31 protein-coding genes and 1 pseudogene are annotated in these 24,299 nt (G+C 69.1%); 9 read left to right on the top strand and 23 right to left on the bottom strand.

What is annotated here, in order from left to right; all coding sequences use genetic code 11:
* Positions 1 to 30: 30 nt before the first annotated feature.
* The 9 genes and pseudogenes from AVR91_RS38785 to AVR91_RS38750 all read left to right on the top strand — a co-directional run.
* A pseudogene (locus AVR91_RS38785) lies at positions 31 to 984 on the top strand (AMP-binding protein); the annotation flags it as partial.
* 220 nt (positions 985 to 1,204) lie between these two features.
* Positions 1,205 to 2,395: a hypothetical protein gene (locus tag AVR91_RS38780; protein WP_228709455.1), complete on the top strand. Its 1,191-nt coding sequence runs from the start codon at positions 1,205 to 1,207 to the stop codon at positions 2,393 to 2,395.
* A gap of 57 nt (positions 2,396 to 2,452) precedes the next feature.
* Positions 2,453 to 2,689, top strand: a complete 237-nt coding sequence (locus tag AVR91_RS38775; protein ID WP_063275848.1) for a hypothetical protein — start codon at positions 2,453 to 2,455, stop codon at positions 2,687 to 2,689.
* 128 nt (positions 2,690 to 2,817) lie between these two features.
* A complete protein-coding gene (locus AVR91_RS38770; protein WP_063275849.1) occupies positions 2,818 to 4,044 on the top strand; it encodes a helix-turn-helix domain-containing protein in 1,227 nt (408 codons plus the stop codon).
* A gap of 63 nt (positions 4,045 to 4,107) precedes the next feature.
* Entirely contained in the window at positions 4,108 to 4,344 is a 237-nt protein-coding gene (locus tag AVR91_RS43045; protein WP_143254249.1) for a hypothetical protein, read from the top strand.
* Complete coding sequence (locus AVR91_RS38765) at positions 4,341 to 4,586, top strand: hypothetical protein (protein WP_063275850.1); 246 nt, start codon at positions 4,341 to 4,343, stop codon at positions 4,584 to 4,586. Before AVR91_RS43045 ends, AVR91_RS38765 begins: the two co-directional genes overlap by 4 nt.
* An 8-nt stretch (positions 4,587 to 4,594) precedes the next feature.
* Positions 4,595 to 4,942 (top strand): hypothetical protein, encoded by a 348-nt coding sequence (locus AVR91_RS38760; protein WP_076857533.1) that lies wholly within the window; start codon positions 4,595 to 4,597, stop codon positions 4,940 to 4,942.
* Positions 4,929 to 5,180: a hypothetical protein gene (locus AVR91_RS38755; RefSeq protein WP_063275852.1), complete on the top strand. Its 252-nt coding sequence runs from the start codon at positions 4,929 to 4,931 to the stop codon at positions 5,178 to 5,180. The genes AVR91_RS38760 and AVR91_RS38755 overlap by 14 nt, the downstream gene beginning before the upstream one ends.
* Complete coding sequence (locus AVR91_RS38750; protein WP_063275853.1) at positions 5,177 to 5,434, top strand: hypothetical protein; 258 nt, start codon at positions 5,177 to 5,179, stop codon at positions 5,432 to 5,434. Before AVR91_RS38755 ends, AVR91_RS38750 begins: the two co-directional genes overlap by 4 nt.
* A 623-nt stretch (positions 5,435 to 6,057) precedes the next feature.
* On the opposite strand, the gene AVR91_RS38745 is transcribed toward AVR91_RS38750, so the two are convergent.
* The 23 genes from AVR91_RS38745 to AVR91_RS44045 form a co-directional block, all read right to left on the bottom strand.
* Positions 6,058 to 6,393: a hypothetical protein gene (locus AVR91_RS38745; protein WP_063275854.1), complete on the bottom strand. Its 336-nt coding sequence runs from the start codon at positions 6,391 to 6,393 to the stop codon at positions 6,058 to 6,060.
* Complete coding sequence (locus AVR91_RS38740; RefSeq protein WP_143254248.1) at positions 6,390 to 7,148, bottom strand: hypothetical protein; 759 nt, start codon at positions 7,146 to 7,148, stop codon at positions 6,390 to 6,392. The genes AVR91_RS38745 and AVR91_RS38740 overlap by 4 nt, the downstream gene beginning before the upstream one ends.
* Positions 7,149 to 7,154: 6 nt before the next feature.
* Positions 7,155 to 7,466 (bottom strand): hypothetical protein, encoded by a 312-nt coding sequence (locus AVR91_RS38735; RefSeq protein WP_143254247.1) that lies wholly within the window; start codon positions 7,464 to 7,466, stop codon positions 7,155 to 7,157.
* Between the two features lie 12 nt (positions 7,467 to 7,478).
* Positions 7,479 to 8,237 carry a hypothetical protein gene (locus tag AVR91_RS38730; protein WP_063275857.1) on the bottom strand — a complete coding sequence of 253 codons (759 nt, stop codon included), beginning with the start codon at positions 8,235 to 8,237 and terminating at the stop codon, positions 7,479 to 7,481.
* An 18-nt stretch (positions 8,238 to 8,255) separates the two neighbouring features.
* The gene (locus AVR91_RS38725) at positions 8,256 to 9,395 is read right to left on the bottom strand and encodes a hypothetical protein (protein ID WP_063275858.1); all 1,140 of its coding nucleotides are present in this window, start codon (positions 9,393 to 9,395) and stop codon (positions 8,256 to 8,258) included.
* A complete protein-coding gene (locus AVR91_RS38720; RefSeq protein WP_143254246.1) occupies positions 9,395 to 10,606 on the bottom strand; it encodes a hypothetical protein in 1,212 nt (403 codons plus the stop codon). Before AVR91_RS38720 ends, AVR91_RS38725 begins: the two co-directional genes overlap by 1 nt.
* A 15-nt stretch (positions 10,607 to 10,621) precedes the next feature.
* Positions 10,622 to 11,509, bottom strand: coding sequence for a phage tail family protein (locus tag AVR91_RS38715; protein ID WP_063275860.1), 888 nt, complete (start codon positions 11,507 to 11,509; stop codon positions 10,622 to 10,624).
* The gene (locus tag AVR91_RS38710) at positions 11,509 to 13,659 is read right to left on the bottom strand and encodes a phage tail protein (protein ID WP_063275861.1); all 2,151 of its coding nucleotides are present in this window, start codon (positions 13,657 to 13,659) and stop codon (positions 11,509 to 11,511) included. Before AVR91_RS38710 ends, AVR91_RS38715 begins: the two co-directional genes overlap by 1 nt.
* Before the next feature lie 134 nt (positions 13,660 to 13,793).
* The gene (locus AVR91_RS38705) at positions 13,794 to 14,240 is read right to left on the bottom strand and encodes a hypothetical protein (RefSeq protein WP_143254245.1); all 447 of its coding nucleotides are present in this window, start codon (positions 14,238 to 14,240) and stop codon (positions 13,794 to 13,796) included.
* A 5-nt stretch (positions 14,241 to 14,245) separates the two neighbouring features.
* Positions 14,246 to 14,737, bottom strand: a complete 492-nt coding sequence (locus tag AVR91_RS38700; RefSeq protein WP_063275863.1) for a hypothetical protein — start codon at positions 14,735 to 14,737, stop codon at positions 14,246 to 14,248.
* A complete protein-coding gene (locus AVR91_RS38695) occupies positions 14,738 to 15,148 on the bottom strand; it encodes a hypothetical protein (RefSeq protein WP_063275864.1) in 411 nt (136 codons plus the stop codon).
* Positions 15,149 to 15,167: 19 nt separating this feature from the next.
* Positions 15,168 to 15,902 carry a hypothetical protein gene (locus tag AVR91_RS38690; RefSeq protein ID WP_063275865.1) on the bottom strand — a complete coding sequence of 245 codons (735 nt, stop codon included), beginning with the start codon at positions 15,900 to 15,902 and terminating at the stop codon, positions 15,168 to 15,170.
* A 2-nt stretch (positions 15,903 to 15,904) separates the two neighbouring features.
* A complete protein-coding gene (locus AVR91_RS38685) occupies positions 15,905 to 16,318 on the bottom strand; it encodes a hypothetical protein (protein ID WP_063823187.1) in 414 nt (137 codons plus the stop codon).
* Between the two features lie 9 nt (positions 16,319 to 16,327).
* On the bottom strand, positions 16,328 to 16,927 hold the full coding sequence (locus tag AVR91_RS38680; RefSeq protein ID WP_063275866.1) for a hypothetical protein: 600 nt from the start codon (positions 16,925 to 16,927) through the stop codon (positions 16,328 to 16,330).
* Positions 16,928 to 16,932: 5 nt separating this feature from the next.
* Positions 16,933 to 17,232 (bottom strand): hypothetical protein, encoded by a 300-nt coding sequence (locus AVR91_RS38675; RefSeq protein WP_063275867.1) that lies wholly within the window; start codon positions 17,230 to 17,232, stop codon positions 16,933 to 16,935.
* 92 nt (positions 17,233 to 17,324) lie between these two features.
* Entirely contained in the window at positions 17,325 to 18,725 is a 1,401-nt protein-coding gene (locus AVR91_RS38670) for a phage major capsid protein (RefSeq protein ID WP_063275868.1), read from the bottom strand.
* Between the two features lie 143 nt (positions 18,726 to 18,868).
* Positions 18,869 to 19,630, bottom strand: a complete 762-nt coding sequence (locus tag AVR91_RS38665; protein WP_063275869.1) for an HK97 family phage prohead protease — start codon at positions 19,628 to 19,630, stop codon at positions 18,869 to 18,871.
* Positions 19,627 to 20,790 carry a phage portal protein gene (locus tag AVR91_RS38660; protein WP_211282820.1) on the bottom strand — a complete coding sequence of 388 codons (1,164 nt, stop codon included), beginning with the start codon at positions 20,788 to 20,790 and terminating at the stop codon, positions 19,627 to 19,629. The genes AVR91_RS38665 and AVR91_RS38660 overlap by 4 nt, the downstream gene beginning before the upstream one ends.
* Positions 20,787 to 21,002: a hypothetical protein gene (locus AVR91_RS38655; protein WP_063275871.1), complete on the bottom strand. Its 216-nt coding sequence runs from the start codon at positions 21,000 to 21,002 to the stop codon at positions 20,787 to 20,789. Before AVR91_RS38655 ends, AVR91_RS38660 begins: the two co-directional genes overlap by 4 nt.
* A gap of 14 nt (positions 21,003 to 21,016) precedes the next feature.
* Positions 21,017 to 22,537, bottom strand: a complete 1,521-nt coding sequence (locus tag AVR91_RS38650; protein WP_063275872.1) for a terminase large subunit domain-containing protein — start codon at positions 22,535 to 22,537, stop codon at positions 21,017 to 21,019.
* Positions 22,538 to 22,558: 21 nt separating this feature from the next.
* Positions 22,559 to 23,140, bottom strand: coding sequence for a helix-turn-helix domain-containing protein (locus tag AVR91_RS43595; RefSeq protein WP_211282819.1), 582 nt, complete (start codon positions 23,138 to 23,140; stop codon positions 22,559 to 22,561).
* 136 nt (positions 23,141 to 23,276) lie between these two features.
* Complete coding sequence (locus tag AVR91_RS38640) at positions 23,277 to 23,732, bottom strand: AAA family ATPase (RefSeq protein WP_158077424.1); 456 nt, start codon at positions 23,730 to 23,732, stop codon at positions 23,277 to 23,279.
* A 206-nt stretch (positions 23,733 to 23,938) separates the two neighbouring features.
* Positions 23,939 to 24,250 carry an HNH endonuclease signature motif containing protein gene (locus AVR91_RS44045; protein WP_228709454.1) on the bottom strand — a complete coding sequence of 104 codons (312 nt, stop codon included), beginning with the start codon at positions 24,248 to 24,250 and terminating at the stop codon, positions 23,939 to 23,941.
* Between the last annotated feature and the right edge of the window lie 49 nt (positions 24,251 to 24,299).

Here is a 24,299-nt window from a genome sequence, read left to right as displayed (position 1 = left end):
ACCACCAGGCATCGGCCGGTCCGGAAGTCCATGATGGTCCGGTACCCGAACGCGAAGGAGCATTCGATGCACGCCGAGTCGTACCAGCGGAGCCTCGAAGACCCGGAGGGTTTCTGGCTCGAAGCCGCACAGGCGATCGACTGGACCCGCACGCCGACGCAGGCACTCGACGCGTCGAAGGCGCCCTTCTACCGCTGGTTCCCGGACGGCGAGCTGAACACGGCGTTCAACGCGCTCGACCGGCACGTGCGGGACGGCCGCGGCGAACAGACCGCGCTGATCTGGGATTCGCCCGTCACCGATTCGGTTCGCCGGTTCACCTACGCGGAACTTCTGGACGAGGTCGCGCGCTTCGCCGGCGCACTGGCCTCCCTCGGCGTCGGGAAGGGCGACCGCGTCATCGTGTACATGCCGATGGTCCCCGAAGCCGCGGTCGCGATGCTCGCGTGCGCCCGGCTCGGCGCGGTGCATTCGGTCGTTTTCGGCGGCTTCGCGCCCAAGGAGCTCGCGGCGCGGATCGAGGACGCGAAACCCAAGGTCATAGTCGCGGCGTCGTGCGGGATCGAGCCGACGCGGATCGTCGAGTACAAGCCGATCATCGACGAGGCGCTCGCGAGCACCGCCCACCAGCCGGACAAGGTCGTGGTGCTGCAGCGCGAGCGCGCCCGCGCCGACCTGGGTGAGCGCGACGCCGATTGGGCCGAGCTGGTCGCGAAGGCCTCCCCCGCCGGTCCGGTACCGGTCGCGGCCACCGACCCGCTGTACATCCTCTACACCTCCGGCACCACGGGGAAGCCGAAGGGCGTCGTGCGCGACACCGGCGGACACGCGGTGGCGCTGGCCTGGTCGATGGGCGCGATCTACGACATCCAGCCCGGCGACGTCTGGTGGACGGCGTCTGACGTCGGCTGGGTCGTCGGCCATTCCTACATCGTCTACGCGCCGCTCCTGATCGGGGCGACGACGGTCATGTACGAAGATAAGCACCCGCCGTAGTACCACGGGTGTTACCGGTTTTCAGCGGGCCTTCTGGCAACCATAGCCAGCGGGGCCCGCACCGACACGCGCGCGGCGGTCCCCGCTCCCAACTCGAGGGAGCACCCGTGCAGCCGCGGACCCGCCGCGACATCGTCGTCGGCCTCGTATTCGGCCTCTTGATCAGCCTCACGCTGACGCTCGCCTACCTCGGCGGCGGTGCGGAATGGTGAGCGCGCCGTTCGTCGATTCGTCCCGTATCTGGCGGCCGGCCGCAACGTCGGCCCGGTCCGCGCTCGCCGCGTGGGCAGCCGCACGAACCCCATACCTCCGCGCCGTCGCGGCCTACCTCGCGGTGCGCGTCCTCGGCGTGGCGATGCTGGCCGTGATGGCGGCGCCGCGCGATCTGCCGCTGCTCGAGCGGTTGAGCGCGTGGGATGGCTGGTGGTACCTGCAGATTGCCGAGAACAACTACACCGGGGTGCCCGAACCTCTCGACGCGGCGGGCGAGCTGTACCCGCACGCACCGATGGGGTTCTTCCCGCTGTACCCCGGCGCCATGCGGGTACTCGGCGAACTCGGCGTGCCGCTGTTGGCGGCCGGGCTGATCGTGGCGACGGTCGCCGGCGTCGTCGCCGCGTGCGGCCTGCAGCGCATCGGCGAACGCGTCGGCGGGCAGCGCGTGGGCCTGGTCCTCGTCGTGCTGTGGGCGGGCGCGCCGATGTCGATCACGCAGTCGATGGTGTACACGGAAAGCCTGTTCGTGGCGCTCGCCGCGTGGTCGTTGGTCGGGGTGCTCGAGCGCCGGTTCGGCATGGCCGCGGTGTGCTGCATGTTCGCCGGGCTGACCCGGTCAACCGCGGCCGTCCTGGTCGCCGTCGTTGTGGTCGCCGCGGCGCTCGCCGCTGTACGCGGTCGCGACCGGTGGCGGCTGCTGGGATGGGCGGCGATCGCGCCGCTGGGATTGGCCGGCTACTGGTCGTTCGTCGCGGTGCGGACGGGGAGCCTGACCGGGTGGCAGGACATCGAATTGCGCGGGTGGGGTGTCCGGTGGGACTGGGGTCGCGAGGCGGCCGAGTACGCGGTGCGGCTGCTCACCCGCGAGGGCTCACGGTTCGAGACTCTCGTGCTGTTCGTGACGGTCGCCGCGGTGGTCCTCGGCGCCGTCATGATCGCGCGTCGGTTGCCGTGGCCGCTGGTCGCGTACGGGATCGGCGTCGCCGTCCTCGCGATCGGTACCGCCGGGTTCCCTCAAATGCGGGGCCGTTTCTTGCTGCCCGCGTTCGTACTGCTGTTGCCCATCGCCGTCGGCCTCGCGAAACGTCGTCCCTCGACGGCCGTCGCCGTGGCCGGCGCGTTCGTCTTGTTCGGTTGCTGGTACTCGGCGTACTCGCTCACGGCATGGAAACACGGGATCTGACCGGCGGGCGCCGCCCTATGCCCGGCAACTGAAAAACCCAATTCGTTAGGAGACGCTGTGAAAATTCGTATCGAGGGCACCGCGCAGGAGACCGCCGCAGGCGCCGACCTGCTGCGCGAGGTATTCAACGTCCGCGAGGTCTCCACGTTCTATCCGAACCGCGGCCGGTCGACCCTCGGCCGGGTTTATGTCGACGTCGAATTCGCGCAGCCGGGCCCGGTCCGGGCAACCGCGACGCGCGTCGAGCAGCTCGACAAACGAATCGCGACGACGCAACCGAGGCGGTTGCGGTGAGGCATCGCGACTCTCTGTAGCAACACCTGTGCAGTATCGTGGTGTTGTACCTCTTCGCGGAGGGAAGCCCCCGGGTAGCTCCCGGGGGCACGCGGAGGGGTCGACTCCGCGAATGAGGGTGGTCGTTGATGAACGACGTTTTGCCTGTCGACGCTTCGGTCGGCGCACGCATCCGCCACTATCGAGACCGGCGCGGCATGTCCCGCCCGGTGTTGGGCGGGCTCGTCGGGAAGACCGGCGAATGGGTCAAGGCAGTCGAGAACGGTCGTCTGCAGACACCGCGGCTACCGATGTTGCTCCGGATCGCGCAGGCGCTCGAACTCGACGACTTGGCGACGCTCACCGGCGATGGGCACGCTGTGCCCGTCTCGCTGTACGCGGGCCCGCGACACTCGGCGCTCTCCGCAGTGCAGACAGCGCTCACCGAATATCGCGTGTCGCTCAAACTCGAGCCGGTATCCGTGCCACACCTTGCCGTTCGACTGCGTCAAGCGTGGCTAGTTCGGCACTCATCGCCCGACCACCGAACGCAACTCGGAACCCTGCTGCCGGGCCTCATCCGCGACGCGCAGGTCGCCGTGCGGGCACTCCGCGGTGATGAACGACGCGAAGCGCGCCGGGTCCTGTCGGGCGTGTACCAGCTCGCCGACTTCTACGTCGCCTACCAACCCGCGCCCGAATTGGTCTGGATGGTCGCCGACCGCGCACTGACCGAGGCGCAAGAGGCCGACGACCCGTACCTGATCGCGGGCGGCGCGTGGGCGATGGTGCAGGCGCTACGCGAGGCCGGCCGCTGGGATGAGGCGGTAGACCTCGCCACCGATGCCCGCGACTCGCTCGCCCGGTACCTCGACGGGGCGCCGGACGATTGGCGCGGCATGGTCGGCGCGCTCGACGCAGAGGTCGCCTACGTGCACGCGCGCCGCGGTCGGCATGGACTGGCATGGGCGCATTGGGAGAAAGCCGACCAGGTCGCCCGGCGACTCGGCGCCGACTACCGGCACACGCAATCCTCGTTCTCGCAAAGCGTCATGTCCGCGCACGCGGTCACCCTCGGCGTGGAGCTGCGCCGCACCGGCGAAGCACTGCGCGCGGCGAACGGGTTCGACCCGGTGGCCATTCCTTCGCTCGCGCGCCGGGGGCGGCATCTCATCGAGGTTGCCCGCGCGCACGCGCTCGAGGGCGACGGCGACGGGGTGCTGACTCTGCTCGACCGGTCGCAGCGCGTCGCGAACGAGACGATCAGCTACAACGGATTTGCGCGCGACATGCTGCTCAAACTACGGAAACGACCGCCCACCGGGCGCGAATCCGAAGTGCGCCGTCTGTGCGATCGCGTCGGGCTGGCCGCGTAGCCCAACCGGGTGAAGGTACAAACTGTACCCCTCGCCTAGTTGATCACTCCTAGCGTTCATCGTGTGACAGCAGCACGGGGATGGCGGATCGAGCGTCGACAGCAGATCAGGGATATCAACGGCAAGCGGGTCGTTGTGGCCACGGGCGTAGTCCGGGACCTGCAGGGGCGACTACGTGTTGCCCTCGCCGTCGACAACGGTCCGACGCTGCTTTTCGACACTGTGGAACGCAACGTGTTAGCCGCCCACCTTGAGCAGTCCCGCGAAGACGTGACGCGCCTTGAACGGAATGACCGGTGAGCGTCCGCACGCAGCCCACCAAGCCGGGGTGGCGGCATCTTCGGGAGTTGGCCGGTGTCGGCCTGACCGGGCAGCGTGTCGACATCCTCACGGGCGTGGTCGAGACCCCCGCGGGCCTGGCGCCCGCGCTGCTGGTCGGGGTGTGCGGGCTGGTCGTCGACGAACTACTCGTAGAGGGTCTGGTGACGGCGCTGCAGCAGGCGACCGAGGACGCGCGCAACGGCGGTGAGCCGCTGTGGTGAGGCATTCCTTGGCGACGCGGCGCCGGCTGTTCGGTCGGCGACGTCGTGTCCCGACGCAGCACCTGGTCGAGGTCCCGTGTGTCGCGGATGAGTACGAGTGGCGGCAGTTCGCCGGAACGTCGCACCTGTACCCGGTCGCGCGGCTCGCCGACGAATGGGCCACGGTCGTTGTTGCGTGGTGCGAGCGGCAACGGCCGTGGCCGGTCGGTCACGACGTGGGCGAGGTCGGCCGGATGCGCCTCGACGCGCGGCACCGGGCCGTGGTGGGCGCCTGCGAAGACTGCGAGCACCTGCAGCGGTTGGCGCACATGGACGCGCGGCACCGCGCACGGGAGGCGCGTCGTGCACGAGCATGATCGAAAGCTGTTCGCCGGGATCGCGCGCGTCAACGCGGACATCGGGCGGGTCACGCTCGAGCTGTTCACGTTGCAGCCGGATGACGCGGCCTATGCCGAGGCGCTGCGCAAGGTCGGAACCGACCTGGTCCGCATCGGCGTGGCGTTGACGTACCGCGCGGCCGAACTCGACGGCAAGCTGATCGAGCCCGGCGACATCCTGACCGACCCTGCAGCGCAGGAAGGCAATCCGCCATGAGCGCGGTCGAGGTGGGCAGCTACGAACACTTCCTCGCCGAGGTCGGCGCGGGCCGCGTGTGGGTCTTGGGGTTGGGCGCCGGGGCCGGGTCCGCCGAGATCCTCGTCGGCGCCGGCGGGATCAACGCGGAAGAGTTCACCGACCGCGGCTACCTGTATCGCGCCCTCGACAACGGCGACGTGCGGATACACGGCGGCCGTGTGTCGCTCGCCCGACCGGTGGCAGGCCACGGCGAGATGCCGTCACCAGCCTGACCGCCCAACGAAGCTCCCGGCGTCGCGCAAACCCTCGAGCGACGTCGGGCCGCCCGGTCAGTGGCGGGCTCCCCTGCGCGCGCTGACCGGGTTCCAAACACCCCGCCGTTTGCGTGGAGGTGGACGGCGGGGGGCCGGGGCCGGGGTGATGGCCGGTCCCCGGCAACTGCCCGCCGCACCCCGGCGGCGGGCGCCGGGGGTGAGGCGCGCACGGGGCGCCCGCCCCCGGCAACCTTCTATCCGGAACCGAAAGTGAGTCTTTCCTTGGCGTACAACGAACTGTGGACCGAAGAGAACGTGAAGAAGGTGGAGGAACGCGACAAGCAGCGGCGGGAAGAGAGCGAACAGAGTGAAGGCTAATCCCGACGGTACGTCTCAGGACGGCAACTACACCGACGAAGGCAAAGAGGCGTACCGCAAGAGCTACGGCGAAGAGTTGCCCGACCTGCCCTGCGAGTGCGGGGCCCCGAACTGCGATGGGAGTTGCCCGTGATCATCCATTGGTGGCGAGTCGGCTAAACCGCCGGCGGTCGACCCGGCGCGGGGCCGACTGCGCCGGACATGAAAGCGGCCGCCCCGCGCTGCCCGTCGGAACGGGTAGCGCGGGGCGGCCGCGTGGTGTGTTAGGTGCGCGGGGGCGGTTCGCCCGCGCCGTCCTGCAGCCGGGCGGGGTCGCCGCCCTGCGCGGCGACGTGGGCCTGCAGCTCGCCGAGCCACTCGGCGAGGTCGGTCACGTTCCGCGGTGCCCGCCACGTCCCGATGGCGGCGAGGACCAGGGCGATACCGGCCGCGCCGGACGGGCCGACGTCGACCCCGACGGCGTCGAGGACGGACGCGACCCCGACCCCGGTCGCGCCACCGGCGACGGCGCCGAGCAGTTTCCAGAACCGGCGGGCGACCGCGGCGAGCCGGGCGCCGAGTCCCGGTTCGTCGACCGGGCTACCGTGCTGCGCGGTCACGCGATCGCCTGAATGAACACGGACACCGGCGAGGCGCACGAGTATTCGATGTGGACTTTCGACGTGCCGCGCGGGATCCGGATTTCCTCGCCTTCCTGTACCTCGGTCCGCCACCGGCCGGGGTCGCCGCCGGTTCCCTTGCCGGGGTCGGGCGTCCAGTTGTAGATGTGACCGCCGAAGATCACCGTCTTGGCCGCGAAGATCAGACTCACTTGAGCGGCCGGAGGTACGGCAAGTACCTCGTAGGTGGTGGTCATGGATGCGGGCAGAGTGGCCACGTTGTCCTCCGTCATCAGGATTCGGCCGGTGGGCCGGGGTGGGTTGGGCGGGTTCGGGGCGCCTGCGGCGCCGAGGTTCCACAGCGCGGTGGAGTCGGCGCGGGATCCGGCGACAACGGACACGTGCACGTGCGACGTGTGCGGGTTCTTCCCGCTGTAGGACTTCCACCCGATGCCGGGTGTCCAGATGCGCCGGTTCCAGATCACATATTTGAGCCGCGGGTCGGCGTGTGTGGTGAGCCGGTCGGCGAGCCACTGCCCGTCGAGGTCGCCGGGGTCGTGGGTGAAGTCCCGCGCGCACACCTGATAGCGCCCGGCGCTGTTGCGGTAGTCGTTCGGGTTGTGGTCCGACAGCCGGGCCGAGTGGTCAGCGTCGCCGATCGATCCGTCGGACACGCGCGAGCGGTCCGGCGCCATCGCGTTGACCTGACCGAGCAGGATGTCGAGCGAGTTCGCCACATACCAGGGTTTCCCCATCGTGTCTCACTTTCCGATCAGGGTGAACAACCAGGAAACGACCACGGCGAGCACGGCAACCGCGATCGTTCCCCAGAATTTCCATGTGTCCTTTTTGGACATTTGCAGGTCGGCGACGTCGCGTTCGATCTCGTCGAGCCGACGTTTAATGACGGCGATCTCCGGGCCCTGCTGCATCATGTGCGCGCGGAGATCGCGGGCGAGGTCGGCGAGGTCAGTCCGGACACCGCCGAGTTCGCCGTGCAAGTCGGTGCGCAGGGCGGCTAGCTCCTCACGAACGTACTGCCAGCTAACAGGGTTTCCGGGTTCGGGGAGCATCGCGCGCCCTCCTTACTGTCGCATGTAGACGCTGTCGATCTGGCAGGCAGTCGACCCGGCGCCGCCGGTATCGAGACTGCAGGTCAGTTGCACGGACACGTCGTTCTGGTCGAGCCACTCCGAAATGTCGTACGGTCCGCGTATGACGTTCGACAGCCCGATGTCGGTCCACTGACCGACCGTGGTGCCGTTGAACTTCAGCCTGTATCGGGGAACGTGGCTCCCGCCGATCGCGCGACCTGTCACCACTCGCAGCTCCACGAACTTGTGGAGCACGCTCGCGCGGCCTTGCCAAAGGACCTTTTCCGATGCCAACTGAGAGTTGTCAATGAACATGTAGTCGTAGGTGAAGCCAAGTTCCGGATTCGGCGGAACGTCGCTTTCCACCACGAACTTCGGATACATCGGGATGGGCAGCCACGGCCGCGCCATCCCGCCCAACCCGGCGGCGTTGTCGGAAAACAAGATCACGTTGTTCTGGTCGCGCATCGCGAAGAACGGTTCACCGGCGAAGTAGTCCCCCTGCAGGATCACGGTGCCGTTCTCCCGACGGAGCGCGAAAACTTGTTTGCCCTCGCTGTTCGGTCCGATGTAGAGAATCCGGGTTCCCTGGTCGTCGACCACCTTGAGAAACGAGTCGTCGAGCAGAGTGATGCCGCCTCGGCGGATGATGGCCGAGGTGAGGCCGGACAGTTTCCGGAACGCCTCGAGCGCGCGCTCGAGCTTGGATACCCGGTCGACCAGGTTCGACGGCTGGTTGAGCTGCCCCACGTGGTGTGTCCTTTCGATTCAGGCGACGTCGTCGAGCAGCGGGCCGCAGGTGAGCCGGACGGTTTCCCTGTCCTCGCCGGGTTTGATCGACATGCCGATGATCCGCAGGCTGGTGTCGATCCCGGCGGGCACGAAGTCGTCCTCGATGATCACGTGCGCGTCGTCGCCGAGTCCCCATTCGCCGACGATCGGTGACCGGTCGCCGCGTATCTCGAGTTCCGGCAGGACGACCGGGAGACGCGAGGCGAACAGGTCGGCGTCGGCGTGCTGCTGCAGCGTGTCGACGTTCGACACGGTGGTGTAGGCGGTCTCCGATTCGATGAGGGGGAAACCGCCGGCGTATCGGCTGGTGTCCTCGGCGGCGGCGATCAACGTCCCGTCGTCGGAACCCTCGCCGGTGGCGAACCCGCGGGAGGCGTACCGGGTCGCGTCCGATGGCCACGTGTAGTCGATGAGGTTCGCGCCGAACTCGAACACCCACGGACTGCCTTGCTGGCCGAGCCACGGTTCGCCCTGCCGGAACAACCGGGTTGGCCGGCCGTTCGCGTCGGGCCCGCCAGAGTCGAACATCATGTCGGCGCCGCCCTCGACCCCGGCGAGCTGCCGCAGCGCCTCCCCCACCCACGACAGTTCGTAACCCGCGTACTGCCGGGTTCGGTCGATCAGCGACAGCGACGCATCGGCGACGATGCCGAGATCGCCGCCGGGGTGCGCTTGCGCCGAGGCGACAAGATCGCGGGCGATGTCGTTCTGATCGCCGCCGAACGTGAGCCGCATTTCGGCGATGTCGTAGGCGGGCGCCACCGGGAACGACAGCAGCGGCAACACCTTGCGGTGGTCGAAATACGTCCACCAGTCGCCGCAACCCACCTCCACCGTGCGGCTGGTCGAGTTGTAGCGGCGGGTCCAGATGATGCCGCCCCACATCACCTTGTCGTCGCGGTAGACGTACAGGCACCGGCGGCCGGGCATCGTGAGGTCGTACGGATCCCGCACCTTGCGGAACGGGTTCGTCCTCGACTCGACGGAGAACGCTCCGCGCGCCGACCCCGAATCGTTGAGCCGCTTGGAATACTCCACATTGGACAACGGGAGTTCGGCGAGCGGAGCGTTGGTCAGCAGGTCGTGCACCATGTAGGTGTAGATCGGCGCCGCCATCAGGGCCCCAACCACACCGCGCTGACACCGGGCACGTCATCGCCCGCGCCCTCGTGAACAGCAGTCGACGGCGACCCGGCGTAGGCGTAGCACCGGAACTGCTGCCCGGCGACAAGCTTCTTTGTCGCGATCGCTTGCGAGTTCGCCGCGGCGGACGTTGAATCCTTGCCCCAGACGTTGCCGGGACCGGTGCCTGCCACGAACACGTACTTGTCGGCGGTGGCGTTGTTGAACCGCACCGAGCAGGTGACGTGCCACCATCCGGGAACGTTCACGGTGAACACGCCCGCGGCGAGCGACAGCCCCACCGGCGGGGTGACAACGCTCCAGTTCGTCAACAGCGTCGGCGTGCCGATCCCTTGGTCGCCGAGTTCCCAGTCACCGCCCGGCGTCGTGCCCGACACGTTGGCCACCACGACCCACGCGGACCCGGTCCACCGGTACATGTAGTTGTCGGTGGTGAGGATCGCCAGCTGCCCGGTGTAGGGATGGGTGATGTCGGCGAGCGCGCCCGTGGTCACGGTGCCCTGGCACTGCCACGTGCCCGCCGTCGAGTTGTAGACCTCGGTCCATCCCTTGTCGCGCCGGTAGATCGTGAGCCCCGGAACCGCCGGCAGTGCGGCGCGTTCGGTCAGCGACGCGACCGGGACGACACCGCCGAGCCCGACCACGCGCGCCGGGCGCAGGTCGTCGATCATCGCGCCGGTGACCGTGGTCGCGCCGGCGGCGATCCGGATCCGCGCCAGCAGCAGATAGTCGGGGTAGAGCCCGCCTTGCGTCGGGTCGGGGTCGACCGGGGATCCTGCCGGGGTGCCCTTGATCCGCAGCACCGTGTACGCGGTCGAGCCGTCGGCGTAGTAGGTGTCGGTCTGCCGGGCGATGATCAGGTCACGGCGGGCGTTGGACGGGTCCGCGGGGTCGGCGCCCAAGACGTTGAGGGTCTTGTCGGCGTCGAGCGTGGCGATGTACGGACCCATGCCGCGGGTGGCCGGGATGACGGCCTGAAACGCGAACACCTTGACGTTGACGTCCGGGGTCGGCGCGGTCGCGGAGACCAGCCCCGGCGACCCCGCAGAGTTGATAATCCCGACGCTTTTCGCGGTCGCGGTCGCGCCGGGCTGCAGCAGCGCGCCGAACGCCACGCGGGAATCCTCGGCGTCGACCACGCGGGTAGCGCCGTTCATGGTCGCCCAGCTATCACGCTCAGCCACGGGAAAACCCCCTTCTCATTGGTAGGCGTCGCGCCACGTGGCGCGGAGTTCGGCGGCCGGGTCGTAGGCGGCGCCGGTGAACTGGATCCGGGTCGCGACACCGGGTTCGAGCGGTGTCCACTGCGCGACGAACAGCCGTTGCCGCACGCTCACGCCGTTGATCAGCACGGTGCGGGCACCGGGCGCGGTATCGATCCGCAACGTCTGTCCGGCGAGGACGGTCCACGCGGGATCGAACATCAGGACGCGGCCGCCGTAGATGATCTGTGGTCCGGGCACCGGGCCGGTGATCTCGAGCACGGGCCACGTGGGCACGTGCCCGTCGTTGGTGGCGATCGCTTGCCCGCCGGTGGTGCCGAGGCCGAAGTCGAGCCCGCCCGATCCGAAGTCCAGACCGCCGGATCCGAAGTCGAGCCCGCCCCCGGCAGGCACCGCGAGCCGGGTGCTGACCGTCTTCTCGGCCACGCTGTACAACCGCGGGTCGTTGGCCTCCCAGGAGACCGCACCGGCGACGTAGCCGACGTTCGCATACATGAGGTCGGTTGGGATCGCCCGGCGCTTCACGCGCGCGTTCACGAGCATGGGCCGCCCGTCGAGCTGGATCACCAACGCCTCGTTGTCCGGGTTCTCGCCCGGTGCGGTGATCCGGCGCAGCGTGTCCAGCGCGGCCGGCAGTCCGGGATGATCGCCGAGGTACTTCCACTCCCACACGACCTCGCGGTCGGTGGAGAGCAGCTGACCGAGGTAGCTGCCGTGGTAGCCGGGCAGCGCGGTGTTTCCGCCGCGCTGCCCCGGCAGGTCCCACAGGCCGGTGATCCGGGTTGTGCCGAACACGGTGTCGGTGCCGAGCAGGGTGTCGCGCCACTCGACCTGACCGTCGAGGGTCACCAGCTCGCCCGCCATCAGTAACCCCCGCTCTTGGAAAACCAGTCGAGATCGCGCGCGACCTCGCCGGGCGGCGCGTCGGCGGGTGGGTGGTAGTGCTCGATGTGGACCAGAGACCGGCCGCCGGATCCGCCGGCGGCCGCGGCCGCGCCGGGCGGGCCGCCACCGGGCGGGCCGTATCCGGCGCCGAGCGTTCCGCCGAGACCGCCCGCACTGGCGGCGATCGACGGGCCGATCGTGCGCACGAACCCCTGCACCAAACCGAAGTTCTCGACCAAGGAATCGTGAAAGCCCTGCATGATCGCCTCACCGGCGGGCTGCAACAACCTCCGGTCATACGACAGCGGGCCCTTGTGGTCGGCGATCCACGACGCGATGCCGCCCACGAAATCGGTGACAGCACCCCACGCGTTCTTGAGGCCACGTAGGAAACCGTCGAGGATCGCACGTCCAGCACCGACCAGCAGCCCGCCGAGATCGCCGAGTGCGCCGAGGATCCGCCCAGGGATACCGGCCACAAAGGACACTGCTTCGTCCCAGCGGGTTCGGATCCAGCGCACGACCTCGCCGAACCACCCCGAGATCATGCCCGGCAGGTTGCCGAACCAGCCGACAATGTTCTTGATCCCGTCGATCGCGCGACCGGTCGCGTTCTTCACCCATTCCCAGGCACCACCGAAAACGTCGACGACGAACCCGATCACGGCGCCCAACAGCTGGAACGTAAACGCGTGGAACTGCACGATGTGCGTCACCAAGAACGTGAACGCGGGCGCCAAGGTGTTGATCAGCCACGCGGCGAGATCGGCCACCAGCACGATCAGCGGCGTCAGCGCGACCGCGAGTTCGACGATCGGCGGCAGAAGCCCCACCAGCGGCGGTAGCAGCTGCACGAACGCGCCGATGAGCGAGCCGAGCACGGGTGAGATCGCTTGCAGGATTTGGAGAATCGCGCCACCGAGGGTGGACGCGAGCTGACCGAGAGTCGGCAGAAGCGGCACGATCGCAGCGGCGAGCTGCCGCAGCGTATCGGCCGCGAACTGCGAGATCAGGGTCGCGATCTGCGACACGATCGGCACCAGTTGCACCAGGATCGGCGCGAGCGCGGTAGCGAACGACGCGGCGATCTCGGCGACCGCGGGCACCAACGGCAGGATAGGCGAGAGCAGCGACAGTAGCGCGGGCACCAGCGGGGTGACCGCCTGCAGGACTTGCGTCAGCGCCGGGATCAGCGAGCCGGTGAGTAGCCCGCCGAGCTGCGAAAAGATCTCCGTCACGGCGGGTCCGGCCGCCTCGAACAGCCCGACGAGCGCGTCGGCGAGCGGCCCGAGAGCGGTCGCGACCTGCACGAAAATCGGGCCGAGACTCTGGATCACCGGGATCAGCGCACCCGCCAGACCGTCCACAATGGACACAATCACGGGCAGCAGCGCCTCGAGGATCGGGCCTCCCGCTTGAGCGAGCGTGGCGAGAACCGCGCCGACCAGGCCGAGGATTTCGGCCAACGCAGGGCCGAGCGCCGAGAACGCTTGCCCGGCGGCCGCGGACGCGGTCGACAGGTTCGCCATGAGCTGCCCGACTCCACCTCCAAGGGAGGCAAGGAAATCGGCGATCCCTTCAAACGCAGGTCCGGCCGCTTGTGTCGCGGTCACCAGCCCCGGCATGGCCTGAAATGCGAATCCGGTCACCCCTTCGGTCAGCGTCATCAGGGGAATTTCCATCGCCGCGAAGATCTGCCCAAAAGCTGGGGCGAGCTGATCGAACGTCACGCGCAGCTCACGCGCGATTCCCGCGAACACCGGCACCAGCGGCGCCGCCAACGTCGTGAGCTGCGACTTGACGTGTGAGCCGAGCGAGGAAAACGCCTGCTGTACAACGGCGTTCTCCTTGAGCACCAAGGCGCCGATACCGGCGAACGCCAGCGGCACCGCGGCGAGCGCGCCACCGGCGACCAGTGCGGACGCGGACGCGGCCGCGCCGAACAACGCGAGTTTCTGCGTGAGACCGAGGATGCTCTGCGCGTTGCTCGCCGCCATGCCCGCGGTCTGTTCGCCCGCGGCGCGCATCACCCCCGCCGTGACGAGTGCCTCCCGCCGGATTTCCCGGAACACACTAGACACGCCGTCACGGCCGAGGATGTCGAACAGCAGGGACGTATCGGACGCCATGACACCCCCTCACCGCTATGAAGTTTTTTGTTGTGCCTCAACGATTTGGTCGATGTACGCACACGCCGCGTGGAACTGCGAGACCGTGAGTAGCCCGAGTTCCCACGGCCGAATGTGCAGAATCTCGGAGATTCTCAGGCAGTACTTGCGGGCTTTTTCTTCGATGGCGCTTTTCCCGCCGGGGCGGGCACCTCGTCCGCCTGGCCCTCGTCGCTCTTGTCGAGCTGCGCCTTGAGCGCGGCGACCGCGGCGCGCCGCTTGTCCTCCGGGACACCGGTCGCGGTCTGCACGGCGTCGTGCAGCTTCTCCAGCACCTCACGGTCGAGGATGACCTCGACCTCACCCGCGCGGAAATCCACGTCGTCGTAACGCAGTTCCTTGTGCTGCTGCCGCAGAACATGCCACAGCGCGCAGCGCTTCGCGCGGATGGATCCGGACATGAGCGCCTGCTGCAGTTCGTCGAGGCTGCCCTCGAACTTACGCTCGAGGTCCTCGGCCGCAGCGACCCGCAGGTCGTCGGCGTCGAAGTCGTACCGCTGCGCGGGCCCGTCGTCGGGACTGTAGGCGATGACGAATTTCAAGGGGTTCACACCTTTCGGGAGAGGCGACGCGCGGTGGCTTCCATCGCGTCGACCACGCGGCGGCGGGCGTCCATCGCCGCGCCGCGCATGGCGTCGTCGAACCAGTCCGGTTTGCCGACCTGGTGGGACGTGCTGCCGTGGTTCCAGTTCGGATGCGACCAACCGGCCGCGGAGTTCGTGCGCCGGGGAGCGTGAGTGAAGCCCCGGAGCTTGATCGTTTTGGTGACCGCGCGGGCGCCGGCTGCTTTGCCGGACATCTTCGCGACGACCTGCACTTTCGAGGCGATCGCCGACCGCAACGACCTGCCGGGGTGCTTGGTCTGCGACGGCATCGACCGGATGGCGGCGCGGGCCTGCTGCCGAGCGGGCTGCAGCGCGGTACGCAGGTTCCGCGCAAGATCCTTCCGCAGCTGCTTACCGTCCTCTTCGGTGCGCAGGGCCCGCGCGATGTCGCGCAACCGCTTCTCCGGGCCCGACAGGTCGAGGTCGACCGGCATCTACGACACCGCGCGGGAAACCGCCCCGGACGTTGGCCACTCGACGTCGACCTCGGCGATCGACCCGACCTGACCGGCGATCGGCGCCCACTTCTTCATGAGCACGGTCCCGGTGTACTTCGGGTTGCTGGCACCGACCACGGCGTCGGACAGCCGCACCTCGAACGGAACCAGCGTCCCGAGCAGCGGCCACATGGTCGCGTCGAGTTCACCGGCGGCGATGTCCTGTTTGAACGTCGCCGACAAGCTGCCTTCCTTGATCCCGCCGAGAACCTCTTTCCAGCCCAGCGACCGGAACGTCGTCGCGTCCTCGTCGGACACCTCGACACTGAGTTCGATTTTGCTCGAGTGTTCCGACACGTCGACCGCGTTGATCGACAGGTACGACGCGAGCAGCACCATGTGCGGCATGGGTTTTCTCCTTACAGGGTCAGGCGATGCCGAGGGCAACGACGAACAGGAACGACGGGCCGGTGCCGGTGATGGTCCACTTCGGACGGAACCAGGTGTCGGTGACCGGGCCCGGTGCGCGGGCGATCTGCCCGCTGAGAACACCCGCGGCCCCGAATGTGACGACGTCGGTGGGCGAGGCGAACGTGTTGTCGACGTCGGACTCGATGCCGAGCGTGATGGACGGCGAGCCGGTGCCCGCGATCGACAGGACGTGAGCCGCGGCGTAGAGATGTTTCCCGGCGGGGACGGCGCCGAGCTGGATCCCGGAACCGGTGCCGGTCGCGGTACGGGCGGTGCCGGGCGGGTGCGCGATCTGCCCGCGGACCAGCGGCCACGATCCCTTGGCCTGGCCTTCCCACGGCGCGACGGCGCCGACCTGGTCGCCGAGCTTGTACCCGCCCGACATCGCCGACGTGAACCACGCCAGTGCGCCGAGGTCGGCACGGTCCGGGCACGCCGTCCACGGGCCGAGTCCGCCGAGTTCGGACCACCGGGCGTCGTCGACCCGACCGGGGTCGCCCGCCTCCCACTGGCCCCCGCCCGACAGTTCGGTCTCGCGCAGTCCGCCGAGAACCTCTTTCCATCCGCCAGATGCGAAGTTGGTGCGTTCCTCGTCGCCGACCTCGGCGGACAGCTCGAGCTTGTTCGAGGATCCGGTGAGGTCGGCGCCGCCGGTGAACAACCGGCAGTTGAGCAGCACGAAATGCGACATGATCAGTTCCCCCGCCCGATGATCAACACGCGCCACTCGGCGCCGTAGTACTGGCTGTTGCTGTGCTCGTACAGGCCGTAGCCCGATACCCGCTGGACCCGCACGGCGTCGCACACCCCGCCGAGCGACGGGTCGGCCTCGATCGCTTGTTTGACCGAGAGCGGGCCCGCGCCGCGCAGGTAGCCGTCGAGCTGTTCCTGCCCGGTGCGGTCGGTCGCGTGCGACACCAGTAGACGGCACGTCAGGTAGACGGTGTCCATGCCGCGGCCGAACGTTCCGTCGTACTCGACCTCGACCTCGGCGACGAAAAAGGCCGGCGGGCTGATCGCGTCCGGGACGAACGCGAAGCAGCGCAGCCCGGCGACGTGAGCCTCGACGGCGGCCGCGGCCGCGGCCTTGACGGCGGCGATATCCACCCGTGCCCCCTATCCGAATCCGGGGAGCACGAACGGCGAGATCAGCGCGGCGACGTCCGGATCGGTCCGGCTGATACGGATCAAGCCCCATTCAGCCGACCCGCTCACCCCTTCCGGGGAGTCCTTGCGGCGATGCAGCCGGGCGGCCTGCAGCAACGTCGCCTGCACGATGTCGTCTGGAACGGCAGGCCATCCCCACACGGCGGTGACCCGCACGCGCCCGGTCGGGCCCTGCGGCCATATCCGGTCCGTGGCAATCCCGGTGTGCGGCCAACCGGGATCCGGTGCGAGCGGTGACAGCTCGAACCGGGTCACCGGCGTGAATTGGCCGTAGGCGTGCCCGTCCTCGACGACCACCCCGTCGGGCGTGGCGATGTCACCGGTGAGCAGCAGGTGCCCCTCAGGGGCGAACAGCGTCCGCCCCACGACCGGGAACGTCTTCGCTGTGGCGGTGTCGTCCCGGTAGAAGTACCGGCCACATGCACGATCGATCCCGCGCGACGCGGTGACCAGTTGCCGAGCAAGCGCGGCATCTTCACTGGTGTCGGTCGCCGGGATGTTCAGCGCTTCCTTGAGCGGCGCCAACGTGGCGTAGACGGTCTCGGCCATCGCGGTTACCTGGTCTGCTGACGCTTCGCGGTGGCCGGCTTCGGATCCTTGGGCGGGCCGTCGCCCTGCGCGGCCGGTGCGCCGGTCTCGGTCTCGGCCGGTTCGGTGTACCCGCGCAGCGCGAGTTGCTCGTCGACGGCCTTGACCCGGTCTTCCATGCCGCCCCGACCGGCGTAGGCGGCGCGTTCACGCAGCAGCGCGGCGATCATCGCGTCGTCGGTCGCCGACGTGGCGGCGCCCGCCGCGGTGCCCTCCGGCGCGGTGGCGTCCGGCGCGACGGCGGGGGCCTGGTCCTCGTTGCTCATTCCGATTTCCTTCCTGCGACAGGGTGAAACGCGCAGCGGCGAGCACGGTCCGGTGTGGACGGTGCTCGCCGCTGCAGGTGGACAGGGGTGGATCAGACTCCGGTGAACGCGGGCGTGATCAGCCCGGTACCGGAGATCTTGCGGGCGTGCGCGTAGCGGGTGTGGGTGAAGGCGTAGTAGCCGTAGACCACCAGGACGATGCCGAGGGACTCGGCCTTGGCCTGCTCGGCGCGGATGAGAACCGGCGCGTTCGGGTCCTCCCACAGGTGGAACTCGTTCTTGTCGCCGATGTAGATCTCGTCCTCGTTGGTGCCCGCGCCGAGGTTGGTGGCGATGTTGTTGTCGACCAGCACCGGGGTGCCGTTGGGCAGCACGCCGCGGATGCCGGAGCCGTACCGTTCGGCGTAGTTCGCGCCGAGGGTCTTCTCGACAATGCCGGGCTGCGAGATGAGCGGCCACTTGGTGCTCATGGCGTTCTGCAGCCAGTACCAGCGGCGGGAGTGCATCACGGCGATGTTCTCGCCGGACGCGACGTCGAGCAGCGAGCCCTCGACCCCGGCGAGCGCCTCGGGGATCTTCGGGTACAGCTCTTCGGCCGTCGGGGTGGCGTCGGTGTAGGTGACCGGCGTCGCGACCGCGGAGAGACCGACCGTGGCGAGGTTGAGCGTTTTCGAGTCCACGTTCGCGTGGTACCGCTTGTACAGGTCCTCGACGATCGTGTCGTCGACCCGCACACCACGGTCGACACCTTGGCGCGACACGGTCTGGCGGCCGGCCGCGGTGCGAACCGGGAACGTCAACAGCGTGTCGTCATAGTCGGTCTCGGAGACGTTGGTGTTCTCCGCGGTCTGGTCGTCCACGCTCGTGCCGGTGGTGCCGCGGCCGAGGCTCACGGTCATGCCGGTTTCCGGCAGGTCGTGGTGTCGGCAGGCGTCCGCGAACGGGCGGCCGGTGGTGGCCATCGGCGCGTACATGTCGATGAGGTACTGCGGGACCACCAGCCCGGAGAACGCGCCGGTGCCGACGGCGCGCTGCTGCGCGCCCTCGAGCTGCGCGCCCCGTTCGACCTGTTCCTCGCTCATGTGGCGGGCGAGGCGGGCCTGCGCGCCGTAGTCGCCGATGAACGCGGCCGCGACGTCACGGGCGAACCCGGCGCCCTTGCGGTCCTGGTCGGCGCGGTAGGTGCGTTCCTCGGTGCCGACGCGCGCCACCTGGTCGTAGGCGGGGCGCGGGGCGCCGGGGTTGGTCTCGCGCTGCAGCCGGTCGGCTGCGTCGTCGCGGGCCTGTTCCGCCTCGAGGTCGGCGACCCGTGCCTGCAGGGCGTCGAGTTCGGTGTCGAGGTCGTCCTTGGCCTTGCGAGCCTCGGCGACCTTGGCCTCGTCGACCATGTCCTGCGAGCGCAGTTCGGCGAGCGTCGAGGCGTATCCGTTGCGCTGCTCCAGTTTGGTGGCCATCTGGCCCCGGAGCTGCGCGATGAGCTGAGCGAGCGTCATGTCGACGTCGTCCTCCCTCCCGCGTGGCGGGGGATCGTTGTTCTGTCGGATGGCCCTGCGGGCAGCAGGCGGTGACTCCCAGACCAGGCCACGCGGGCGCGGTGCGGGGTTCCTTACGCGAAGCAGCAGGGAAAGCGCGCCGCCTACAGGCGGCGCATCCTCGTGTCCTCGTCGGTGATGAGGACACGAGACGGTGCGGGGGTCGTGGTGAAACGGGCCTGCAGCGCGGCGAGCGCGGCGCGAGCCTGGTCCTCGTCGAGCGCGCGCAGCGCCTCGAGCGGATCGGCGGCGGCGCGCAGCCCGGCGCCGGCGGTGTGCGGGTTCGCGCCGTAGCCGACGATCGCGACGTCGCCGCGGTGCAGGTCGAACGCGTTGATCCGGTATTCGGTGTAGTCCGGCGACCACTGCCCGGACGTGATCCGGAACTTGAACGACATTTCGTCGATCAGCCCGGCGCGCAGCTTGGGCACGATGTAGGCCACGTCCTGGTCCTCGCGGTCGAGGTTCGGCGCGAGCACGCGCAGACCCTCGTCGGACTCGGTCAGCTGCAGCGACCCGTTCGTCGTGCGCGCGATGCGGCGCAGGTCTTGGTGCTGCAGCACGAGAGGCACGTCGAGGTCGGCGCGGGCGAGGCTTTCACTCGCCGCACCGGCGGACACCACTTCGGTGTAGGGGCCGTAGTAGTCCCACATCTCATAGCCGCGGTCGTACACCGTGGCGAATCCGTCGAACTCGAGCCCGCCACCGGTCGCGGAGTCGCGCAGCTGCAGCCCGCGCAGCTGCGCGGACACGCGCGGCGGCGTGGTGTCGTGTTCGGCCGCGCGCCGCTGCGAGGGCCGGTCAGCCCGCGCGGCAACGGCGCGGCTGCGTTCGGCGGCCGCGGCCGCGCGAGACTCGGGGGTCATGTCGTCGCTCCTGACTCTGCAGTAGTGGGCTGCGTGCGGGGGTTGCCGAACAGCCGGTCGAACTCGGCGAGCTGCTCGTCGGTGAACGGCATCCGGTTTTCCAGCGCGCGGGCCTCGGACGGCGCGAGCTGCCGCGTGGCGATCTGCTTACCGATCACCTCGGCGCGGGTCTGCGGGTCCATCCGCAACAGCGCGTCGCTGTTGAGCTTCACGAACCGCGGCCGCGGCAACAGGTCCGACAGCGCGGACTCGCGACGGAAGATGGCCGGGCCGATATTCATGATGAGCAGCTGCAGGTTTCGTTGACTGATCGACGCGTACGTGATCGACCCGGTGGCGACCGCGCCGTCGATGACGTCGGCCGGGCACCCGAAGAACCGGGCGATATCGACGATCCCGAACTGCTGCACCTGCAGGAAATTCGCGTCCGAGGCCATCGCCTGGATCGGCTTGTATTCCCAGTCCTTGCCGTGCACGAACAGATCGCGCCCGGCGACAGATGCCTTGAACCGCTGCTTAATCGCGGTCGCCTCCACCGGGCTGACCGTCTTCTCGGTGTTGCGGAGTTCGCCGGCGGGGATCGCGCCGTCGGTGAACCAATCGAGCGCGAACTGCTGCGCCGAGAGGTACTGACCGATGCTCATCGCCGAGTAGGAGGTCGGCGACAGTCCGATCGGGAGACCGGCGACGGTGAACTGCTTTTCGTGCCACACCTGGTGAGGCAGGTACTTCTGCCTCCGGATCCGGAAGTGGTCGATCTGGCCGTCGATGATCCGCACGGTGACCTCGGCGAGGTCGACCAGCTCAATCCGCGCGGGCAGGCCGAGACCGTCGAACGCGGTGATGATGCCGAACGTGTTGCCCGCCCGGTCGAGGTCGACCTGCGTCGAGTACAGGAACTCGTGCAGCTTCATCCGCTCGCCGCCCGGCGCGACCAGCACCGGCGGTTTCTTCGTCTCGACCTGGATCCCGTCCACCATCCGGTAGGCGTCGACCGGCATCGTGGAAATCAGGTCGCCACGCAGCCGCAAGCACGCCCACACCGCGGAGTGCTGCATCGCGGACTTGTTGGTGACCACGGCCGTACCGGTGCGGCCGGACACCGGCCGCGTGGGGATCTCGGAATCGTCCACGGTGGACGCGCGAGAGAACAGGCTCACCAGCGACCACCCCCGCGAAGCTTCCTCCACCACACAGGCGCGGCGGCCGGCGTACCGATCCACACCGCGACCCGTGACCCGGCGAGCAGCAGAACACCGACCGGGCCGAGCGTCGCCCACCCGATCAGCGGGAACAGCGCGGCGCCGATCCCGGCGGCGACCAGCAGCAGCCCGGCGAGGTCGAGCAGCGTCGTAACCAGGTCACGCGACATCCGAGATTCTCCTTTCACCACACCGAATCCAGCACGTCATAGTCGTCGATCACCAGGTGCGCGCGACTCTCGTATGCCCACCGGGCAACAGTTCCGCCCACCAGCGGCGCGATATTCGAGTCGCTCGTGCGCCGCGCCCATGCCCACGCGTCGCCGAGCGGGCGAGTACGGGCGCCGGTCAACGCCTCGTTGAGCGGTCGTTGGTTGAGGTGGCGCAGGTGATCGTGCTCCACGGCGTCGGCGAACGCGCCGCACGATGCGGCGAACTCTCGCGACGTCGGGATCGCGAGCTGACCGCGCCCCGGTTTCATCGGATCCTTGGGCGTGGTGAAACCGGCATTGTTGAGCGGGACCAGCAGCGACCCGGCGGGGCCTGCGACGTCGAGACCGACCGCGACCGGGTTGTGCCGGTCGCGCAGTTCGACAAGCCTCTCGACCACGCCGTCGGTGCCGTCACGCAGCTCGATGAGTTCGACGTGCCCGCGGGCGTCCGGGCGGTGCCCGTAGGCCATGATCGCGGTTTTCTGTCGGTCCGGTGTGATATCGACCGCGAGCGCCACGTCGGCCGCGCTCGATCGCGCGTCGTGCCGGTCCGGCCACCACTTGGTGGGCACGTTCGGGTCGTCGGCGACGACCACCACTTTCGTCACGTTGAGGTAGGCGCGGTCGAACTCGGCGGCCTCCATCTTCTCCCGCTCCGAACGCACGGCGGCCTCGGTGACGGTGTGGCCGAGGGCGGGCATGCACGCCCACCAGGTCGCCGGTTCGTCCCGGTCGTACTCGTCGCCGACGGTCCAGTCGAACACGGCGAACGTGGACGGCTCACCGCGTTCGATGATGGCGCGGCCGCGCTTGCGCTTGCCGTTGAGGAAATGGCTTTTCGCGAGCGTGCCCGCGGTGGACACCAACCACTGTTGCGGTTGCGGCCGCGTGATCATCGCCGGAGAGAACGCCTGTTCCAACCGGGCATCCTCGAGCGCGAACGCCTCGTCGATCGTGCCGTCGTCGAGGGTCTCGCCGTGGCCGGCGGTCTCGGTGTTCGAGGTGATGCCGTGCCGCGACCCGTTGCGCCACCGGATCGCCTCGTTGCCGTTGACCTTGCGGACGGTGTAGCGGCCCCGGAAACGCTGCGCAGCGTCGAGCGCGGCGACGTGTTCCTCTTCCCACTTCTTACGGGCCGAGAGGCGATTCTGCGCCGAGTAGAGAATGTTCTGCCTCGGCCACGCGTTCGCCCGCCACACCATCTTGGCGAGCAACAGCGTGGTCTTGCCCGACTGCCGGGGCACCATGAGCAGGATGTCGCGATAGGCCAGCCGTCCGGTGACAGGGTCGACCTCGAGCGCGACGTCGGCGACGTAGCGCTGCCACGGCATGAACGGCGTTCCGAACGCCTCGGCGATCCGCGCCACCTTGGGCCCGTACGTCTTCCGTGACAGGTCGCGCGGCGTCCCCCATCGGGGAACACACCGCAGCCCGTACAGGTCGAGCAGCTGCGCCCTGAGGGCTTCTGTTCGGTCCTCTTCGGACAGCGGCACGCGGGGGCCTCCCCTCGTGAGCTACTCCGGGTCGCCGAGGTCGCCGAACTCGTCGTCGTCATCCGGCGCCGTACGGACGGCTACGGCGTCGGTCAGCGCCTTGAGCGTCGCCCGCAGTTCCTTCGCGAGCGGCGGTATCGGGTTCTCGTCGGAACCGCGGTCGACCGCGGCCGCGAGGGCGTAGGCGAGTTCGGCGAGCGCCGGTTCGGTGTCGGCGAGGTCGCCGAGTGCGGCAATGTCCTCGCGCACCTGCCGCTCGAGCGTGCCCGTTTCCGCGGCGCAGCGCGGGCACTCCGGGGGCTCGTCGCCACCGAGCAGCGCGGCGTGCTCGCCGAGCAGACCGAGCGGCGTCGTACCTGCAGCCGCGGCGATGAACCGCAGTTCGTCGACCGTGACCTCGCGCCGCCGGCGGCCTTCCTTGTCCGGGCGGCCGGTCTCGATGTAGCCGACCACGGCGGCGCTGAACGACTCCGGCGCGCCCTTCTCCCATGCGGCCGCGGCGAACTCGCCGCGCGTGAGCCCGGCGCGCTTGCGCGTCGCCTTGATCTCGTCGGCGATCACATCGCTAATCGTCGTGATCCGTTCGGCCGTCAATGTGATCACCCTCCGCCCTGTGTTTTCGTGCCGGGGAGAAATTCAGGGATGGTGGGCGCGGGGTCTCCCGTGCCCTCGCGCCGAAAAAACCCAGGTCAGCGCGGTGCACATCGATGAGCGCGGGTGTGTCGCGTGTGGACAGTGGTCACCAGTCACGCGAGGTCGCGAAGTGCTCTTCGGGTTCCTGTTCCTCCGTGCCGGGCAGGTACCGCGCGTACCACCGGTGGATAGCGGGCACACTGCCCGGTGGCCGGCGGTCCGCACGCGCGCGGCGTATGCACTCGTCGCGGCCGGGATCCAGCAGGATCAACTCGGCGCGCAGCCGGTCGACCAGCGCGGCGCGCTGTGCCGCGACGGGCAGGGACCGCACCACGTACACGATGCCCTCGCGCGCCTTGGCGATCTGGTCCAGCTCGAGCCGCATCACGTGTTCGGCCTGTCGGCTGTATGCCCTGCTGTGCAACCACTTGCGCGGGCTGCCCATCGCGCGGGCGATCTCGTCACGGTCGAGCACGCGCCCGCCGTTCTCGTCGGCGAGCTTGTGCGCGAGCGTGGTCTTGCCCGCGCAGATCGGGCCCGCGATCACCACTACCTGCCGCACCTGATCACCACCTACGTGAAGTCCTCGCGGAACTCGAACGGCTGTGCTGGCGAGGTGGTTCGGTGCACGGTCCAGACCGTGCCGCACGCGTCGCACTGCCATTGGTCACCTGCGCTCGCGATGTCCCGGAGCGCGGTGTTGAGATTGCCTGGCGTCATGCACCGGTGCGGCTGGTGCTTCTGTCGTTTGATCCACGGCATGCGCGGTCACCACCTACGGGAAGTCGGCATCGGCGCCTCGGCCGCGCGGTTGCCGCGGCTCGAGTTGCACCGGCGATGGGCGGGGCGGGCGTTGTCGAGGGTGTCCGGTCCGCCCTTGCTGCGCGGCACGATGTGGTCGGCGGTGAACGACATCTTGTGGCGGGCCGGTAGGCCGAGGTCGATCCGGTGCCCGCACAACCCGCACGCCGCGCCGGACGCTGCCGCAATCTCGCGCAGCTGCGCGGTAACCCGGCGCCACGGCCTGCCGTTCGCCGAGCCCATCCCCCACCCCGAAGTGTTGGGCCGGGTCTCGGACACGTGGAGTCCGAACAGCGACCCGGCGACGACGGCGCTACCACGTCAGCCA

It is taken from the genome of Amycolatopsis keratiniphila subsp. keratiniphila (assembly GCF_001620365.2).
In the GTDB taxonomy this organism is placed as follows: Bacteria; Actinomycetota; Actinomycetes; order Mycobacteriales; family Pseudonocardiaceae; genus Amycolatopsis; species Amycolatopsis keratiniphila.
The sequence above is the reverse complement of the archived record's forward strand: the minus strand, read 5'-3'. Positions and strand labels throughout refer to the sequence as shown.

What these genes read in the sequence shown, in the direction of transcription:
- AVR91_RS38680 (WP_063275866.1), bottom strand. Translation starts at nt 16,927, where the DNA reads ATGGCCGAGACCGTCTACGCCACGTTGGCGCCGCTCAAGGAAGCGCTG.
- AVR91_RS38725 (WP_063275858.1), bottom strand. Translation starts at nt 9,395, where the DNA reads ATGGCGGCGCCGATCTACACCTACATGGTGCACGACCTGCTGACCAAC.
- AVR91_RS38715 (WP_063275860.1), bottom strand. Translation starts at nt 11,509, where the DNA reads ATGGCGGGCGAGCTGGTGACCCTCGACGGTCAGGTCGAGTGGCGCGAC.
- AVR91_RS38700 (WP_063275863.1), bottom strand. Translation starts at nt 14,737, where the DNA reads ATGCCGGTCGACCTCGACCTGTCGGGCCCGGAGAAGCGGTTGCGCGAC.
- AVR91_RS38675 (WP_063275867.1), bottom strand. Translation starts at nt 17,232, where the DNA reads ATGAGCAACGAGGACCAGGCCCCCGCCGTCGCGCCGGACGCCACCGCG.
- AVR91_RS38665 (WP_063275869.1), bottom strand. Translation starts at nt 19,630, where the DNA reads ATGACCCCCGAGTCTCGCGCGGCCGCGGCCGCCGAACGCAGCCGCGCC.
- AVR91_RS38670 (WP_063275868.1), bottom strand. Translation starts at nt 18,725, where the DNA reads ATGACGCTCGCTCAGCTCATCGCGCAGCTCCGGGGCCAGATGGCCACC.
- AVR91_RS38770 (WP_063275849.1), top strand. Translation starts at nt 2,818, where the DNA reads ATGAACGACGTTTTGCCTGTCGACGCTTCGGTCGGCGCACGCATCCGC.
- AVR91_RS38690 (WP_063275865.1), bottom strand. Translation starts at nt 15,902, where the DNA reads ATGTCGCATTTCGTGCTGCTCAACTGCCGGTTGTTCACCGGCGGCGCC.
- AVR91_RS38695 (WP_063275864.1), bottom strand. Translation starts at nt 15,148, where the DNA reads ATGCCGCACATGGTGCTGCTCGCGTCGTACCTGTCGATCAACGCGGTC.
- AVR91_RS38750 (WP_063275853.1), top strand. Translation starts at nt 5,177, where the DNA reads ATGAGCGCGGTCGAGGTGGGCAGCTACGAACACTTCCTCGCCGAGGTC.
- AVR91_RS38655 (WP_063275871.1), bottom strand. Translation starts at nt 21,002, where the DNA reads ATGTCGCGTGACCTGGTTACGACGCTGCTCGACCTCGCCGGGCTGCTG.
- AVR91_RS38740 (WP_143254248.1), bottom strand. Translation starts at nt 7,148, where the DNA reads ATGGGGAAACCCTGGTATGTGGCGAACTCGCTCGACATCCTGCTCGGT.
- AVR91_RS38710 (WP_063275861.1), bottom strand. Translation starts at nt 13,659, where the DNA reads ATGGCGTCCGATACGTCCCTGCTGTTCGACATCCTCGGCCGTGACGGC.
- AVR91_RS38735 (WP_143254247.1), bottom strand. Translation starts at nt 7,466, where the DNA reads ATGCTCCCCGAACCCGGAAACCCTGTTAGCTGGCAGTACGTTCGTGAG.